The sequence below is a fragment of the Microvirga arvi genome, assembly GCF_016892765.1.
Classification (GTDB): Bacteria; Pseudomonadota; Alphaproteobacteria; order Rhizobiales; family Beijerinckiaceae; genus Microvirga; species Microvirga arvi.
On sequence record NZ_JAFEMD010000004.1, the window covers coordinates 1 to 16,311 of the forward strand.

Sequence of the window (16,311 nt, forward strand, 5' to 3'; positions counted from 1 at the left end):
CGCGCAATCGGATACTTTCCCCGAACCCTGGAATCCAATTGCCGCCTGAGCAAACTGCATTGTTCAGGGCCGACTACGTAGACGCCCCAGCGCAGGTCGCGGAACACGGGCCGCCCATCGCGCTCCAGCGACGAGACCACCTCCACCATGCCATCATGATCGAGCTGGCCGCCGACGCTCCGCGGGCGCAGCACATGAGCCAGATCGTCGACGCCGCAGGGCGGGAAGCGCAGGCCCTCCTCCGGCACGTCGAGATCGCAGGCATTGGCAATGGCGGCCATCTCGATGGCGGACTTGGTGCCGTCCAGAAACGAGTTGAACATCTGCGGGTTCATGCCCGCCGCCTTCGCCTGCTCGGGCGAGAGCCCGTAATGGGTCCAGACCTCGTCCGGCGTGACATCGTGGTAGTGCGGCAGATACTTGGTGCCCTTGCCGGCAGTGGCCACCGTGAAGCCCGCGGCACGGGCCCAGTCGACCATCTCGGAGACGAGGGCCGGCTGGTCGCCATAGGCCATGGAATAGACGGTGCCGCGCTCCCGCGCCTTCTCGGCCAGCAGCGGCCCCGCCAGCACGTCCGCCTCCACATTGACCATGACGATGTGCTTGCCCGCCTCGATGGCGGCGAGCGCATGGCGGATGCCCGCCTCCGGGTGGCCCGTCGCCTCGATCACCACCTCGACACCGTCGGCCCGGCAGGCCTCGATCCCATCGGCGGCAAAGCGCGTGGCGGCGATCCTTGCCTCGTCCCAACCGACATGGCGGCAGGCCTCCCGCGCCCGGTCCGGGTCGAGATCGGCGATCACCGCGACCTCGAGCCCGCAGATCGTCGGCACCTGAGCCAGGAACATGGAACCGAACTTGCCGGCGCCGATCAGGGCCACGCGGACAGGCCTCCCGGTCTCAGCGCGCTGATGCAGCAGGGCGGACAGGTTCATAGCTTTTCTCGCCTCCCGTGACGGAATTCCTCAGGGACAAGGCTCGAAGCTGCAGGGGCCGGTGTCAATGGCCGATCCATTACCGATCGCGACGTGCCTTGTCGCACATCCTTTACGTAATAGCATTGCTTTAACCTTCGTTTGCTACTATTAACTGCCGCCGCTGGTAGGGGCAGAATCAGTTTTGAGGACGATACAATGAGCACCAAGACCACTTTGCGGACCGGTTGGACCATGCCGGCCATCGACGAACAAAAGGCCTTGTGGGGCACGGGCGCCCTGACGTTTCCGACCCCCAGCACCCCCGGCAACGATGTGCTGAAAGGCACGAACGGCACCGATGGCTTCTATGGCCAGGGCGGCAACGACGTCATCTATGGTTACGGCGGCGTCGATGTGATCGCCGGCGGCACCGGAAACGACCGGCTCTATGGCGGCAAGGACAAGGACACGTTCTATTTCGACACGAAGCTGAACGCCAAGACCAATGTCGACAAGATCATGGACTTCAAGGCCGCGGACGACGTGATCGCCCTGAGGAAATCCATCTTCAAGAAAGCCGGCGTTTACGGTGAGCTGAAGGAGACGGCCTTCCATCTCGGCAAGAGCGCTCACGATGCGGACGACCGGATCATCTACGACAAGGCCACCGGCTCGCTTTACTATGATGCGGACGGCACGGGTTCCGTCGCCAAGATCAAGTTCGCCACCCTGGTCAACAAGGCGACGATCACCTACCAGGACTTCTTCGTCTCGTAAGGCGTCTGCCGGGAAGACAGCAGCCCCTCCGGTACCGGAGGGGCTTTTCTTTTTCGTAGAACGAGCAATCCGCAGAAGGTGCCGAGTGGGAGATCCTCACCCCGCTCGGCTAGCGTGTGATCACCACCTCGAGATATTCGCTCGGCACCACCATGGTGCCGTCGCCCGAGCGGTTGAACTCCGCGATGAGCCACAGCAGGTCCTTGTGCAATGCCGCCTGGGCCTCAGGCTGCAGGGCGGCGAAGGTCTTGAGGACCGGACCGTAGAAGGTCTTGAACACCTCCACGCAATGCTCTGGAGACCGGTAGCGGAACACGAAATGCTTCCGGCGTGCCTGGATGGATGTCACCCCGTCGCCGAACAGGTGGTCCAGGTGATCGCGTTTCCCCCAGAGGGATGGCGAGCGCATGCGGGCGGGCGGCGGCATGTGGCGGCCGATGGTCTTGAACAGCTGGCCGATGTAGCCCTCGGGCGTCCAGTTCGCGAGGCCGATCTTGCCGCCCTTCCGGCACACACGCAGCAGCTCGGAGGCCGCCCGCTCCTGATCGGGGGTGAACATCACGCCGAAGGTGGACACGACCACGTCGAAGCTCCCGTCCTCGAACGGCAGGGCCTCGGCGTCCGCCTCCTGGAAGGTCATGGGCAGACGTTCGGCCTGCGCCCTTTCCCGGGCGCGATCGAGCAGCGCCGGCACGTAATCGGTGGCGACCACGTCGCACCAGCGCCGCGCCGCCGCGAGCGACACGTTGCCGTTGCCGGCGGCCACATCGAGCACGCGCTGGCCGGCGTGAAGATCGATGGCTTCGCACAATTCCTCGCCGACGATCTGAAGGGTCGTTCCGACGACGGCGTAATCTCCGGACGACCACGCGCCCTGCTGGCGGGCCTTGATCGCGCTGAGGTCCGGTTGGACGGACGGGGGTTCGTGGTTTATCGTGACGGCGGCATCAGCCATGACGGCCTCCCTGGGGTTGGATGGGCCTGTCCTTCGGCTTCAATGCTCTCAAGGACGACCCATTGGCGAGACCGTAGCAGCCACACGTGGAGGAGAGCGTGGGAGGCAGCGTGGGTACGGCCGTGGAATCGATGGAGACCGCAGACCCGGCCGGCGCTGCGCCCGTCACCGTGCGGATGCTCGGGCCGCTCACCGTCACGCGCGGCGATGCTCCGATTGCGCTGCCGGCCTCGCGCAAGGTGCGCGCCCTCTTCGCCTATCTCGCTCTCGCCCCTCATGCGCCGACACGCAGCCATCTCTGCGAGCTGCTCTGGGATGTGCCCAACGATCCGCGCGGCGAGCTGCGCTGGTGCTTGAGCAAGATCCGCCGCCTCCTCGGCGAAGCGGGCCGGATCAGGTCTGAGGGCGACACGGTGAAACTCGACCTGACGGGCTGCCATGTGGATGCCCTGCAGCTCGACAGGATTGCCGCGCAGGGTATCGCGCTGCAGCCCTTGCAGATTGTGTGCCGGATGGCCGACGGCTTCGCGGGCGAATTTCTCGATGGCCTCGAACTCGACCGCAGCCCCGCCTTCCATGCCTGGCTCGTCGGGCGACGCCGCCAGTCCCGAGGCATCCAGGCCCAGATTCTGGAGCATCTCACCGATCATCTCGAGGATGCCGAGGCCGGCCGTTATCTCGAACGATGGGCGGCGCTCTGCCCCCTCGACGAGCGGGTCCACGGGCGGATCCTGCGCATGCTCGCCCGCCAGCAGCGCGTTCAGGAGGGCAAGGCGCATCTCGAGGCCGTCATCCGGCTGTTCGACGCGGAAGGAATCGACCCCGCGCCTCTGCGCGAGGCCTGGCGGCAGGCGGTTGCCCAGCCCCCTCGCCCGGCTCCGGCACAAGCGATCGTCGCCGCCGATGCCCCGGCCCCCACGGCCGCGCCGAGCCACGGCTCCATCGCGGTCATGCCCTTCGCGGACGAATCCGGCGCTCCGCGCATTCGCGGCGGCGTGGCGGATGCCCTCGTGCACGATGTGATCACGCGGCTCGCCAAGCTGCGCAGCCTCTTCGTCATCTCTCAAGGGTCGACCTTCGCCCTGCACGAGCGGAACATCGCTCCCGACGAGGCCGGGCGGCTTCTCAACGTGGATTACGTGGTCAGCGGCTCGATCCGCCGCAGCACGGACCGTCTCACCGTGCAGGTGGAGCTCGCCGAGGTGCGCACCGGGCGGATCGTCTGGGCGGACATCCTCAGCCATTCCATCGACGACGCCTTTCTCGTCCTCGACGAGATCGGCAACAGGATCGTAGCCTCGGTCGCCAGCGAGATCGAGACGGTGGAGCGCAACCGCGCCATCCTGAAGCCGCCCAACTCCCTCGATGCCTGGGAGGCGCATCATCGCGGCCTCTGGCATATGTACCGGTTCAACAAGGCGGACAACGATGCGGCTCAAGCCTTCTTCGAGCAAGCGCTCAGTATCGACCCGACCTTCGCCCGCGCCTATGCCGGCCTGTCCTTCACGCATTTCCAGAACGCCTTCCAGGGCTGGACCGAGCGCAACAGGGAAGTCGACCATGCGCTGCGGGCCGCAGGCCAGGGCCTGATGATCGACGAGCGCGACCCCGCCGCCCACTGGGCCATGGGCCGGGCCCTGTGGCTGCGCGGAAGCTTCGAGCAGACCCTCCGCGAACTGGAGACGAGCGTGGACCTCTCGCCCAACTTCGCTCAAGGCCATTACACCCTGGGCTTCGTCCACTCCCAGGCGGGCGATCCGGAGACCGCCATCGCAGCCGCCGACCAGTCGCGCCGCCTGAGCCCCTACGACCCGCTGCTGTTCGGCATGCTGGGCTCCCGCGCCATGGCCCTCATCCGGCTGGGCCGGTACGAGGAAGCGGCGGCCGCAGGCGTGAACGCGGCGAGCCGGCCGAACGCGCACGCCCATATCGCGGCGATCGCGGCGCTGTCCCTGTCCTTCGCCGGGCGGCTCAATGAGGCCCGCGACACGCTCGCCGGCATCCGCTCCACCCTGCCCGGCTACGGCATGAGTCACTTCCTGAGCGCGATGCAGCTCGGACCGGACGACCAGGCCCTGTTCCGCGAGGCCGCCCGCCGGATCGGCATGGATAACGGCTAGCGCATCGGACGTGAAAAGCGGATGCGCACTTTTCACGTCCGATGCTTCCTTCATGAATGAGAGCATCGTTTGGCCCGGCCCGCTGGGTCCGCACGATGCTCTAGAGCTGTTTCCACTGACGTGGAATCATCTCTCTTGTTTGGCTTGCCGCATTTTTTGACGGCGAACCGGATCCACTTCGCCGAAATATGCTCTAGGCGCCGTGCCGACCCGGAAGGATTTGTCCGTCAGGGCGCTCTGACCGCCTGAGCATGGTCTCGAAGCTGGTGCGCTGCCTGATCCAGAACTCGCGGTGCTCGTGCATGTCGTCGAGCACTGCATCGGCGAAGCGCTTGCGGTCTTCGAAATAGCACGGCGGGCCATAGCCGCCCTGGCAGCGCCCCTCGTCGCGGCACCTGCGCTTGCGGCAGGTGGACGGCACCTGGATCACGTCGGCGAGGCGGCGCAGGGCGTCGTCGGCATCGGGCATGCGGGAGAGAATGGTGCGAACACGGCTCATGATGAAACCTCGTGCAATGAATGGCTGAATGAAACGATTGGGGACAAAGGCATGGCCTTGCGGGCTCCGGAGCCGTTTGGCTCCGAGCCTTTCAAGGCAATCGAGGGTGGCGCGAATGGCAGCCCGGCTCGATGTGTATGGTATGAATGGAAGAGCCGAGGTGCCTCTTCGCGCACGGTTTCTTTAGGCGTTCAGGCGATGCCGGCCCGGTGACCGTTCAAGGCGTTATCCGTCTGCTCGACGGGGGCCTTGAACCAATTCCGACCACCGGCACGCAGCCTGGGCCTCCTGTCGAATGAGGCTGCGTCACCTCACCCACAGGACCGTGTCTGCTCCCACACTGCGACGCCTCGCGAGCGCGCCCCTCGACAGGAGCAGATCTACGACAACGGTATAGCCGAGCTTAGGAGAATTGTCAAGAACAAAGTGAGAACATTTAGATATGAGGAGACACAACAAACAAGCGCGGCTCCTCTAATCAGTTCAGGATCGTGAACTTAAGATGCTTGAAGCCTTAAGGGTTCTGCCAGAAAGTTCTAACTGCTGATAAGAATGCAGCGCAGTCTCGTGGTGACCAACATACTTCTTGTCCCTCACGCAATAACCAGTGCCTCTCATTCGCGCATGTAAATTGAGTTGAGTCAGCGCTGGCGAAGTAGTTCATGCATTCATTAAATGTACTTTGAAAACTACCTCCGAAACTTATATTGGGCACGTTGTATAACAAGCCCTCAAGGTAGTATGATGGTGCGATTCCTTCCTGTATAAATCCTTGCTCTATCATGCGATTCCGCATGTTTTTAAAAACTCTTACAGTTCGCTTGTACCACTGGTTTGTAGCTTGATGCTTGATCGTACAATTTTCCGAATGCGGCCTAGGGTAATTTACGATACGTGTTCCGTCTGGCTTCCAAAATACAATGCCTTTCGCATAATTTTGCCCTTGGGCATTTGGAAACTTGAAATAGTGCCGGAACTCAGCCGCCGGCAGTACGTCAGCATCGCGGCGCGTACCATTTCCGGCAACGAAAATGGCTTTTGATCCAGGACGCACAGAAGTGCCAAACCGTTGGCGCAACCACTCAGTCACTTCGAGCTTAAATTGTTCGTAAGAGTACTGCCCGGAGCCCGGGTGAACTCGATGAAATTCGGTTTTTTGATTGTCGGGAAGTGTATCTATATCATAATAGAAGATGTTGCTCGTGCTTATTACGACATCAACATCGCTGTCTGCATAGATATTTGTATCGTTTCCGTATGATCCTTGCAGGAATACGGATGGAGATCTATTTGAGTATGGAGCTGCAGGATCCTCAAGGACTGCTTTAATCGTTGCGTAGGTAGCTGCTGATTGCTGCACGGCCCCTTGCGCTGACCATGTAACGAGTTGATGTTCCGGAATAGCCATAGTGCCCCCTAATGTAATAGATCTCTGATCTGCTCCTCATGTTCAGCAAACGACTCGCTGCCCCTCTGATGCAGTAGATTGAGCTTTGTTAGGTTGTGCTCCAACAAGTCTGTCGCCATTTCAGGCTGAGCGAAAGTTTGGTTGATACGCACTGTTTGTATGCTTCCGTAAAGAACTTGCCTAAGCTGCTCCATTGATTGAGTGTTTATTTCAAGAGTCTTTTGCAGAAGTTGGACCGAGGGCAGCTTATCTATCAACCAATCCTTAGGATTGGTGATCTTTGGCTTCGGATACACCCCCACTCCGATACTAAGAAGTGAAATGTTCTCATACCCAACTTTGAAAGCTCTAGTTGCGTCCGCAATTGCGTAGAGTGCTGGATTGTTGGCGCAAAACCCACCATCGGCGAGTTCAATTTCATCGCCTGAACTTGTTCTAACAATTTTTCGATTGAAAAATGGGTAGGCTGAACAAGAGGCTTGCACTGCATCAGCGAGCCGGCAGCCAAAACCAGGCGTGAAAGTTGCTTTGCGGCCATGTGCTTGGCCAGGATCAGCCTTGAATATCATTGGAGTTTCAAGCAACCATTTAGTTGCTACGACCCCAATCCCTGTTCTGACAGCCTCAAATTTCCTATCACCAAAAATCTCGCTAGCGAGCTCCTCGAGCCTTCTTGTTTTCGCCGCCGCAGTCCGAAGCTTCATTACACTGGGCACATGCTCCCGATAGAGCTGATGTATCTCATCAACGGACATGCCGAGTGCAAGCATTGTTCCTATTATCGAACCGGTGCTCGTGCCGTAAATCAGATTAAACTTCTCACATAGACGACTGCCGACCAGGGCCTCTACCTGTTTTAACCCTCCAAGTGTGTAGAACCCTTTCGCTCCCCCACCATCTAGAGCAAGTATTCTGAACCGATCCCCACCTAGCCTAGTCAAAGACGCGCCCCTATTTCTACTCAAGCGTGCAATAGAAACTTTGCGAAAGCCTTATGGAAAGACCCTTGAACTTAATTACTGTGGAAAGCTGATATAAAATGGCACTAATGCCTTCTATGAGGCGGTGCACCTTAGGATATCTCGATGCGAGGACATCAAGCATAGCCAACCCCGCTCTTTCGTGATGCAGTAACATCCACAAAGCTGTGAGGTCTGCATGTTGAAACTGCCAAATGGGTGGCAAGTCTATGAAAGGAGCGATCCTGACGGCACGGTTCCCCGCTCCAGGCTGCTTGTCACTCATCACAAGAATGCGGAGGCCTGGCGCGGTTGGTTCGTTCACCGGCGTCTCGCCCTTCAGAAGATTGCCCTTTGGGGGCTGATCGCAATCAGTCTCGGTCTCCTCAGCTGGCGCATGCTGAGCCACGAGCCCCTGCCCCCGCCGCCTCATCCGAGCACATGGTCGGCTGAGATGCGTGCCAAGCACCAAATTGCTCGTCCGAGCTGCGATGCTGCCCGTGCGGCGGGCCTCGCCCCGGCCAGGAAAGGCTATCCGGGATACTGGCCGCATCTCGATGCGGACAATGACGGGATGAGCTGCGAATGGTTCTTCGACATCTCCAGCATCTCACTGCGCACGCTCATAGGCGGCAAGTGACACGCGACGGAGCGAGCACCCTCCCCGTCATCACCCAATCTACCGCGCCACGCCCGCAGACCCTTCCTCCCGTCCCGCCCTCCGAAACAACCACGCCGACAGCAGCCACAGGGCCGCGAAGAAGGCGGTCAGGACCACGATGACCTGGGGCCAGTTCGCTCCGGTGGAGCCCCATCCGGCGATGAGGGCGATGGCGCCGGCGAGGACCTGGGCGAGCGCCGTCGCGGCGGCCGCGCGGGCCATGCCGTCGGGCCGGAAGCGCGCGATCAGGGCGCCGAGCAGGAAGATGGCGAGCACGCCGGCATAGATGAGGTTGGCCGGGTTGTCCTCGGACCCGATGAGGCCGACGGCGAGGTTGATCCAGACGAGGAGGAAGGTTGCGGCGAGCGCGACGGCGATGGCGGCCCGGTAGGCGATGCTGCCGGTCGTCCTGGCGGCCCATTCCCAGGCGCCGCACGCGCCGAACAGCAGGGCGCCCATGACGATGAAATCGGTCTCGTCCCAGTCCACCTCGTCGGTGAAGCGCATCGCGACGAGCGGCAGCAGCAGGATGACGGACGCGACGGCCCAGGGCGCCATTCTCGCAAGATGCCCGCGCCCTCCGTCGCCGCGCTCCGCACGTCCCGCCATTGCGCCGTCCTCAACTCCGCTGGAGATCACCGGCGAACGATAGGGGCAAAGCCCGAGGCGCCGCAATGGCCGTGGATTGGCCCCGATGCATGAGGTGGTTGACCGCGCTGATCTCCGGATCAAGTCCGAGGACGACTCTGACGACGATGGATCGAACAACCCTCCCCGTCATCCCCGGACTTGTTCCGGGGATCCACGTCTTGCGCCGCTGTGGTTCTTGAAGACGTGGATGGCCGGGACAAGCCCGGCCATGACGGTGGTGGATTGGGCGCGATGCATGAGGCGGACCGTTGCACGAGCACGGCCATGACGGGGAGTGAGCCGATACGGCAGGTGCCTAGTGGCTCAGCGTCTCGTAGAGGTCGTCCCAGTCCGGATTCATGCCGTGGATAAGGCGCACCTTCCAGGCGCGGGACCAGTGCTTGATGGTCTTCTCGCGCTGGATGGCGTCGCGGATGTCGGGGAAGTGCTCGTACCAGACGAGACGCTTGAGGTCGTATTGCTTGGTGAAGCCTTCGACCAGCCCTTCCCGGTGCTGCCATGCGCGACGGGAGAGATCGCCCGTCACGCCGCAATAGAGCGTGCCGTTGCGCCGGTTGGTCATGATGTACACCCAGCCGCCCTTGTGCATGAGCGGATGGTACTGAGTTGCTTTTGCAGATCAATCGTCATGCCCGGCCTTGTGCCGGGTATCCACGTCTTCTTCTGCGCCCGTGTAAAGACATGGATGGCCGGATCAAGTCCGGCCATGACGATGGTGAGGATGACGGAAAGCCCTTCCCTTCACTCGCGTGCCGCCAGACGCATCGCCCTGTCGAGCACGCCGAACACCCGCTCGTCCGTGCATTGGGCCACGTTGAAGCGCATGAAGCTTTTGGCCGATTGCGCGGGGCTGAACACGTTGCCGGGGGCGAGCACCACGTGCTCGGCGAGGGCGTGGCGCGCGACGTCGGCGGCGTCGAGGTCGTCGGGCAGGCGGCACCAGAGGAGCATGCCGGCCTTCGGGACGATCCAGGGCGTGATGCCGAAAGCCTCCAGGCGGTCGATCGTCGCCGCCATGCTCCTGGCGAGGCGAACTTTGAGCGCCTCGAGGTGCCTGCGGTAGCCGCTCGAGCCGAGAACGGCGAGGACCAGCTCTTCCGACAGGCGGTTGCTGGCAAAGCCCGTGGCGATCCTCAGGTCCGTGAGCTTCTCGATCCAGTCGGGCCGCGCCGCGATGTAGCCGCAGCGGAACGAGGCCGAGAGGGTTTTGGAGAAGCTGCCGATGCGCACGACGCGCTCGAAGCCGTCGAGGGCGGCGAGGCGCGGCGCGGGCTCGGTTTCGAAATCGGCGAAGATGTCGTCCTCGACCACGGTCAGGCCGTGCTTCTCGGCGAGCTTCAGGAGCCTGTGCGCGGTGACGGTGGAGAGCGCAGCGCCGGTGGGATTGTGCAGGCCGGAATTGGTGATGTAGAGGCGCGGCCGGTGTTCGTTCAGCGCCTGCTCGAAGGCGCTAAGGTCCGGCCCGGTCGGCGTATGGGGCACGCCGATTACAGTCACCTGATGGGCGCGCAGCAGCGCCAGGAAGTTGAAGTAGCAGGGATCGTCGACGAGGACGGCGTCGCCAAGCTGGATCAGCAGCCGGCAGACGAAATCGATGGCCTGCGTGCCGGAATCCGTCAGCAGGATCCCGTCAGGCGCAGCCTGCACCCCCTGCTCCGCGAGGCGCCGCGACAGGAACGCGCGTAAGGAGGGAAGTCCGAGCGGCGTGCCGTAATCTGTGAGCCCGGTCACGTCCCGCGTCCGCGCCAGGCCCCGCAGGGCGCGGCGGATCTCCTCCTCCGGCATCCAGTCGTCCGGCAGCCAGCCGCAGCCGGGTTTCAGCACATCCCCCTTGGCTTCGAGGGATTGCCGCGACACCCAGAGCGGATCGATGGCCCGGTCGAGGCGCGGCGCGAGCTCGGCCAGCGACAGGGGCGCGAGCGGCGCGCCGCTGTAGAAGCCCGAACCCGGACGGGAGCGGATGGTTCCCTCGGCCGCGAGCCTGTCATAGGCTTCCACGACAGTGGACTTCGACACCCGCATGGATTGCGCCAGCGCCCGGATGGAGGGAAGCCGCGCGCCTGGCGTCAGGGCGCGGCTGGCGATCCGGCTGCGGATCGCGGCCATCACGCGCTCGACGAGCGTTCCCTCGTGGTGAGGCAGCTTGAGATCGTCCACTGTACCGCTCATCGTTCCATGACAGTTCGGACAAACTGTATTGCACCGTCTCTGGAAAGGCCATGCCGTCCCCGCTGAAATGTCCCCATGGCGGAGGAGCGGGCATGGACCGGACGACGGAAGGGTGGATCAGCGGTTTTCTCGGGGTGGTGATCTTCAGCGGATCCCTGCCCGCGACCCGCATCGCCGTGCTCGACATCGACCCGCTCTTCCTCACCCTGGCGCGGGCCACCATCGCCGGTCTCCTCGGCATGGCGCTGCTCGTCGGCCTGCGCCAGACATGGCCCCGCCGGAGCGACCTCCTGCCGCTCGCCATCGTGTCGCTGGGCGTCGTGGTCGGATTCCCGCTGCTGACGGCGCTCGCGCTGCAGCACATCTCCGCCGCGCAATCCATCAGCTTCGTCGGCCTGCTGCCGCTCGCCACCGCGATCTTCGGCATCCTGCGTGGCGGCGAGCGGCCGAGGCCGGCGTTCTGGGTCTTCTCCGGCTTGGGAGGATGCTTCGTGGCAGGGTTCGCCTTGCTCCATGCGGACGCCACGGCCTCGGTGGGCAATCTGCTCATGCTGGCGGCCATCGTGCTGTGCGGTCTCGGCTACGCGGAGGGCGCGAAGCTGTCGCGCACCCTTGGCGGCTGGCAGGTGATCTCCTGGGCGTTGGTGTTCTCCCTGCCGCTGACGGCGGGGCTGATGCTGCTCAATCTGCCCGCCTCGTGGAGCGGGATCGGCCTGCCCGCCTGGCTCTCGCTCGCCTATGTGTCGCTGTTCTCGATGCTGATCGGCTTCGTGTTCTGGTATCGGGGCTTGGCGCTCGGCGGCATCGCGGGCGTGTCGCAGCTGCAACTGCTGCAGCCCTTCTTCGGGCTGCTCCTGGCGGCGATGCTCCTGCACGAGACCGTCGGCTGGGGAATGGTCGCCGTCAACGTCGCGGTGATCGCCTGCGTGGCAGGCGCGAAGCATTTCGCGAAGTCCGAAGCGGCAGGCGTTCGTTCAGGTGACGTGCGGGCCTGACGCGCGGGCCTGACGCCTTGCACCACCGTTAACCCTGCAAACGGATCGATCGCCGGGCCGTGCAGGGATTCATTGACTTGCAGGAGCAATGTCCGATTCTAGCGCCAGGGGCGATGTCCCCTGTTCCATGGCGGATTGGAGCCGGCTTTCGACAGGCCGGCACAAAGGCATGATGCCGCCCCGCCATACCGGTGAGAGTCCGGTATTCCTGCTGTCCGATCCTGACATTTCCAAACGGCTTCCGTTCGAGCACCGCAGGCGTTGATCGCCTCGTGTGACGGATGGGCTGCAAAGGCTAATCATGCTGACCGTCTACAACTGCATCGTTTCGGAGCACGACCTGCGGCTCGTTGCCCTGGCGGCCCTGGTCTGTGCTCTGGCGTCGCTGACGGCCATCAACCTTCTCCATCATGTCGGCCGGGCGGACAGGCGGGTGTGGGGCATCTGGCTCGGCATCGCGGCGACCGCGACCGGGTTCGGCATCTGGGCGACGCATTTCATCGCCATGCTGGCCTTCTCGCCGGCCCTGCCGACGGCCTACAACGTCAGCCTGACCGTCACCTCGCTGCTGGCAGCCGTCATGCTGACCGGGATCGGCTTCGGCGTCGCGCTCCTGCCGGTTTCCGCAGCCATGCCCTGGCTGGGTGGCGCAATCGTCGGCGGCGGCATCGCGGTCATGCACTACACGGGCATGGCAGCCTTCGAGGTGGCCGGGATCATCACCTGGCATCCGCCTCTGGTGGCCGCATCGATCCTGCTCGGAGGCCTCATCGGAGCCCTTGCCCTGTGGGTCGGATTGCGCAGCCATACCCTCTCGGCGCGCCTGACGGGGGCTCTGCTTCTCACCCTGGCGATCTGCAGCCACCATTTCACGGCCATGGGCGCCGTGGCCATCACCCCGGACAACGCCATCGAGATCTCCGCTTCGGCCATTCCCTCCAACTGGCTCGCGGTCGGCGTGGCGTTCATCAGCCTGCTCATTCTGCTCCTGGCCTTCATCGCGCTCACCATCGATCTCCGGGAGCGCAGGCGCGATTCTCTCGAGATGCAGAGAATGCGCGATCTCACCGACGCTGCGGTCGAGGGCCTGGTTCTCTGCGACGGAGACACCATCGTCACGGTGAACGAGAGCTTCGCGAACCTCACGGGCCTGAAGCCCGAGCAGATCGTGGGAGCGTCCCTGGCCGCATGGGTTCCGGATCGCCCAAAGCGGGACGCCTTGTTCGCTCTGCCCGGCCAGGCCGTCGAAACCGAATTGCGGAACGGCGAAGGCGCATTGTTGCCCGTGGAGCTGATTGCCCGACGGATCAACTACAACGGCATTCCTCATAACGTGGTCGCCTTCCGCGACCTGCGCGACCGGCGGGATGCGGAAGCCCAGATCCGCTATCTGGCGCATCACGATCCGCTCACCGGCCTCGACAACCGCGCGAGCTTCGATCATCGCCTCGACCGTGAAATCCGCTTCCACCGCAGGGCGCGCCGGCAACTCGCCCTGCTGTGCCTCGACCTCGACGGCTTCAAGGAGGTCAACGACCTCTATGGCCATGCCACCGGCGACCGCGTGCTACAGGACATTGCCAAGCATTTCTCGTCGGCCCTCGGCGAGGGCCAGGTGCTCGCACGCCTGGGAGGTGACGAGTTCGCCATCATCGCTCCCCTGGTCACGGATCCCGCTCAGGTCGGGCAGTTCGCCGATACCCTTCTGAAGGGCCTCAGGTGGGAGCAGGAAGGCGTTCCCGCCGGTCTGGTCTCGGTCAGCGTCGGCATTGCCTTGTATCCGTCCGACGGAAAGGACCGCACGGAGCTTCTTTCGAGCGCCGACGCGGCCCTCTACCGCGCCAAGACGGAAGGCAAGGGCATCTATCGCTTCTTCGAGGCGGCCATGGGCGCGCAGATACGGGAGCGCCGCGGCATCGAGCACGACCTGCGCAGTGCCATCGCCAATCACGAGCTCAGCCTCGCCTACCAGCCGCAGGCGCAGGTCGAGACCGGCGAGGTGAACGGATTCGAGGTCCTCCTCCGGTGGAACCACCCGACGCGCGGCCCTGTCTCCCCTACCGTCTTCATTCCCATCGCGGAGGAAAGCGGGCTGATCCTGAAGATCGGCGAATGGGTGATGCAGGGAGCCTGCCGTGAGGCGGCCAGCTGGATGCGGCCGCTCACCATCGCAGTCAACGTCTCGGCACTGCAGCTGACCAGCGACGGCTTCGTCGATTTCGTTGAGCGCACTCTGAACGAGACCGGCCTGCCGCCTGAACGGCTCGAGATCGAGATCACGGAGACGGCGCTGATCCGCGATCCCAACCGCGCCCTGCAAAGTCTTCAGAAGCTCAAGGCCATCGGCGTCAAACTCGCCATGGACGATTTCGGAACCGGCTACTCGTCCCTCTCCAACCTGCGGGCTTTTCCCTTCGACAAGATCAAGATCGACAGGTCCTTCATCCATGCGGTTCACATCAATCCGCAGGCGGCAGCCATCGTCCGCGCCGTGCTCGGTCTCGGACGGGGCCTCGGCCTCCCGGTGATCGCGGAAGGCGTCGAGACGTCCGAGGAACTGGATTTCCTCGGCCTGGAAGGATGCATGGAGGCGCAGGGCTATCTGTTCGGCCGACCGGCTCCTATCCAGGACTTCGTGCCGCTGATCTCGGAAAGCGTCGTCGCGCTTTCCAAGCCGCGCATGTCAGCCATCGGCGGGTAATGCGATCAGGATTCTGCACCCTCCATACCCGTCATCCCCGGGCTTGTCCCGGGGATCCACGTTTTATTCTGGATCGGCCTAAAAACGTGGATGGCCGCAACAAGTGCGGCCATGACGATGGTTAGCTGTGGGCAGAGCCCCTAACCCCGCTTGTCCTTGTCGAACGGGTTCTGACCCATGCGCAACGACAAGCGGATGGGGGTGCCGGGGAGGTCGAAGGCTTCGCGGATGCCGTTGACCAGGTAGCGGGTGTAGCTCTTCGGCAGGGCATCGAGCTGGTTGCCGAAGACGGCGAAATGCGGCGGGCGCGATTTCACCTGGGTCATGTAGCGGATCTTGATCCGGCGGCCGGAGACCGCGGGCGGCGGATTGGCCTCGATCGCCTCGGAGAGCCATTGGTTGAGCCGCGCGGTCGAGATGCGGGTGTTCCACTTCTCGTAGACGTGGAGCACCGCCTTCATGAGCGGATCGATGCCGCTGCCGGCAAGCCCTGAGAGCGGCACCACCGGGGCGCCGCGCACCTGCGGCAGGAGGCGCGTGGCCTTCTCCTTCAGATCGCTAAGCAGGCCCTTCTGGTCGGCCACGAGGTCCCACTTGTTGAGGCCGATGACGAGGGCGCGGCCCTCCTGCTCCACCAGATCGACGATGGACAGATCCTGCTTCTCGAACGGGATCGTGGCGTCGAGGAGGATGATCACCACCTCGGCGAAGCGCACGGCGCGCAGCGCATCGGCAACGGAGAGCTTCTCGAGCTTGTCCTCGACGCGGGCGCGCTTCCTCAGGCCCGCCGTGTCGAAGAGCTTGATCGATTTCCCGCGCCATTCCCAGTCGAGGGAAATGGAATCGCGGGTGATACCGGCCTCGGGGCCGGTGAGCAGGCGGTCCTCGCCGACCATCCGGTTGATGAGCGTGGACTTGCCGGCATTCGGCCGCCCGACGATGGCCACCTGCAGCGGCTTGTTCGGGTCGTCCTCTTCCTCCTCCATCTCGTTGGGATCGGGGAAGTGAGGCATCAGGGCCTCGAAGAGGTCGGCCAGGCCCTCGCCGTGCTCGGCGGATAGCGGCACCGGGTCGCCTAAGCCCAACGAGAACGCGTCATAGGCGCCGGCCATGCCGGCCCCGCCCTCGGCCTTGTTGGCGATGAGGATCACGGGCTTGCCCGAGCGGCGGACCATCTCGGCAAAGGGACGGTCGGCGGGCAGGATCCCGACACGGGCATCGATGACGAAGAGAATCACGTCGGCATCGCCGATCGCGGCCTCGGTCTGGGCGCGCATGCGGCCCAGGAGCGATTCCTCGGTGGCCTCTTCCAGGCCAGCCGTGTCGATGATGCGGAATTCGAGATCGCCGAGGCGCGCTTCCCCCTCGCGCCGGTCGCGGGTCACGCCCGGCCGGTCGTCCACGAGCGCGAGCTTCTTGCCGACGAGACGATTGAAGAGAGTCGACTTGCCGACATTCGGCCGCCCGACAATGGCGACGGTGGGCGTCATGTCTGTTCT

14 protein-coding genes are annotated in these 16,311 nt (G+C 63.6%); 5 read left to right on the forward strand and 9 right to left on the reverse strand.

Features of this window, described 5'->3' with window-relative positions; all coding sequences use genetic code 11:
* Window positions 1–935 (reverse strand): Gfo/Idh/MocA family oxidoreductase (locus tag ILT44_RS03360; RefSeq protein WP_204238155.1); only part of this gene is annotated, 935 nt, incomplete at its 3' end.
* A gap of 198 nt (window positions 936–1,133) precedes the next feature.
* Here ILT44_RS03360 and ILT44_RS03365 point away from each other — a divergent pair.
* Window positions 1,134–1,694, forward strand: coding sequence for a calcium-binding protein (locus ILT44_RS03365; RefSeq protein ID WP_204238156.1), 561 nt, complete (start codon window positions 1,134–1,136; stop codon window positions 1,692–1,694).
* A gap of 109 nt (window positions 1,695–1,803) precedes the next feature.
* On the opposite strand, the gene ILT44_RS03370 is transcribed toward ILT44_RS03365, so the two are convergent.
* Window positions 1,804–2,649 (reverse strand): class I SAM-dependent methyltransferase, encoded by an 846-nt coding sequence (locus tag ILT44_RS03370; protein ID WP_204238157.1) that lies wholly within the window; start codon window positions 2,647–2,649, stop codon window positions 1,804–1,806.
* Window positions 2,650–2,747: 98 nt separating this feature from the next.
* Here ILT44_RS03370 and ILT44_RS03375 point away from each other — a divergent pair, with 98 nt between their 5' ends.
* Window positions 2,748–4,769 (forward strand): BTAD domain-containing putative transcriptional regulator, encoded by a 2,022-nt coding sequence (locus ILT44_RS03375; protein ID WP_204238158.1) that lies wholly within the window; start codon window positions 2,748–2,750, stop codon window positions 4,767–4,769.
* Between the two features lie 193 nt (window positions 4,770–4,962).
* Here the strand turns inward: ILT44_RS03375 and ILT44_RS03380 are convergent, their stop codons facing one another.
* From ILT44_RS03380 to ILT44_RS03390, 3 genes are all read right to left on the reverse strand, one after another.
* Entirely contained in the window at window positions 4,963–5,268 is a 306-nt protein-coding gene (locus tag ILT44_RS03380; RefSeq protein WP_204238159.1) for a hypothetical protein, read from the reverse strand.
* Between the two features lie 514 nt (window positions 5,269–5,782).
* Complete coding sequence (locus tag ILT44_RS03385) at window positions 5,783–6,676, reverse strand: anti-phage nucleotidyltransferase (protein ID WP_204238160.1); 894 nt, start codon at window positions 6,674–6,676, stop codon at window positions 5,783–5,785.
* Between the two features lie 8 nt (window positions 6,677–6,684).
* Window positions 6,685–7,641, reverse strand: coding sequence for an anti-phage phospholipase (locus tag ILT44_RS03390; RefSeq protein ID WP_307826300.1), 957 nt, complete (start codon window positions 7,639–7,641; stop codon window positions 6,685–6,687).
* Between the two features lie 193 nt (window positions 7,642–7,834).
* On the opposite strand from ILT44_RS03390, the gene ILT44_RS03395 reads away from it, so the two are divergent.
* Complete coding sequence (locus ILT44_RS03395; protein WP_204238162.1) at window positions 7,835–8,275, forward strand: excalibur calcium-binding domain-containing protein; 441 nt, start codon at window positions 7,835–7,837, stop codon at window positions 8,273–8,275.
* Between the two features lie 39 nt (window positions 8,276–8,314).
* Here ILT44_RS03395 and ILT44_RS03400 read toward each other — a convergent pair whose 3' ends face one another.
* From ILT44_RS03400 to ILT44_RS03410, 3 genes are all read right to left on the reverse strand, one after another.
* Window positions 8,315–8,905, reverse strand: coding sequence for a hypothetical protein (locus ILT44_RS03400; RefSeq protein WP_204238163.1), 591 nt, complete (start codon window positions 8,903–8,905; stop codon window positions 8,315–8,317).
* Between the two features lie 337 nt (window positions 8,906–9,242).
* Window positions 9,243–9,536 (reverse strand): GIY-YIG nuclease family protein, encoded by a 294-nt coding sequence (locus tag ILT44_RS03405; RefSeq protein ID WP_204238164.1) that lies wholly within the window; start codon window positions 9,534–9,536, stop codon window positions 9,243–9,245.
* A gap of 152 nt (window positions 9,537–9,688) precedes the next feature.
* Window positions 9,689–11,053, reverse strand: a complete 1,365-nt coding sequence (locus ILT44_RS03410) for an aminotransferase-like domain-containing protein (RefSeq protein ID WP_239467885.1) — start codon at window positions 11,051–11,053, stop codon at window positions 9,689–9,691.
* A gap of 155 nt (window positions 11,054–11,208) precedes the next feature.
* On the opposite strand from ILT44_RS03410, the gene ILT44_RS03415 reads away from it, so the two are divergent.
* Both ILT44_RS03415 and ILT44_RS03420 read left to right on the forward strand, forming a co-directional pair.
* Complete coding sequence (locus ILT44_RS03415) at window positions 11,209–12,111, forward strand: DMT family transporter (RefSeq protein ID WP_204238166.1); 903 nt, start codon at window positions 11,209–11,211, stop codon at window positions 12,109–12,111.
* A gap of 301 nt (window positions 12,112–12,412) precedes the next feature.
* On the forward strand, window positions 12,413–14,812 hold the full coding sequence (locus ILT44_RS03420) for an EAL domain-containing protein (protein WP_204238167.1): 2,400 nt from the start codon (window positions 12,413–12,415) through the stop codon (window positions 14,810–14,812).
* Window positions 14,813–14,952: 140 nt separating this feature from the next.
* On the opposite strand, the gene der is transcribed toward ILT44_RS03420, so the two are convergent.
* Window positions 14,953–16,302, reverse strand: coding sequence for a ribosome biogenesis GTPase Der (gene der, locus ILT44_RS03425; protein WP_204238168.1), 1,350 nt, complete (start codon window positions 16,300–16,302; stop codon window positions 14,953–14,955).
* Window positions 16,303–16,311 lie beyond the last annotated feature (9 nt).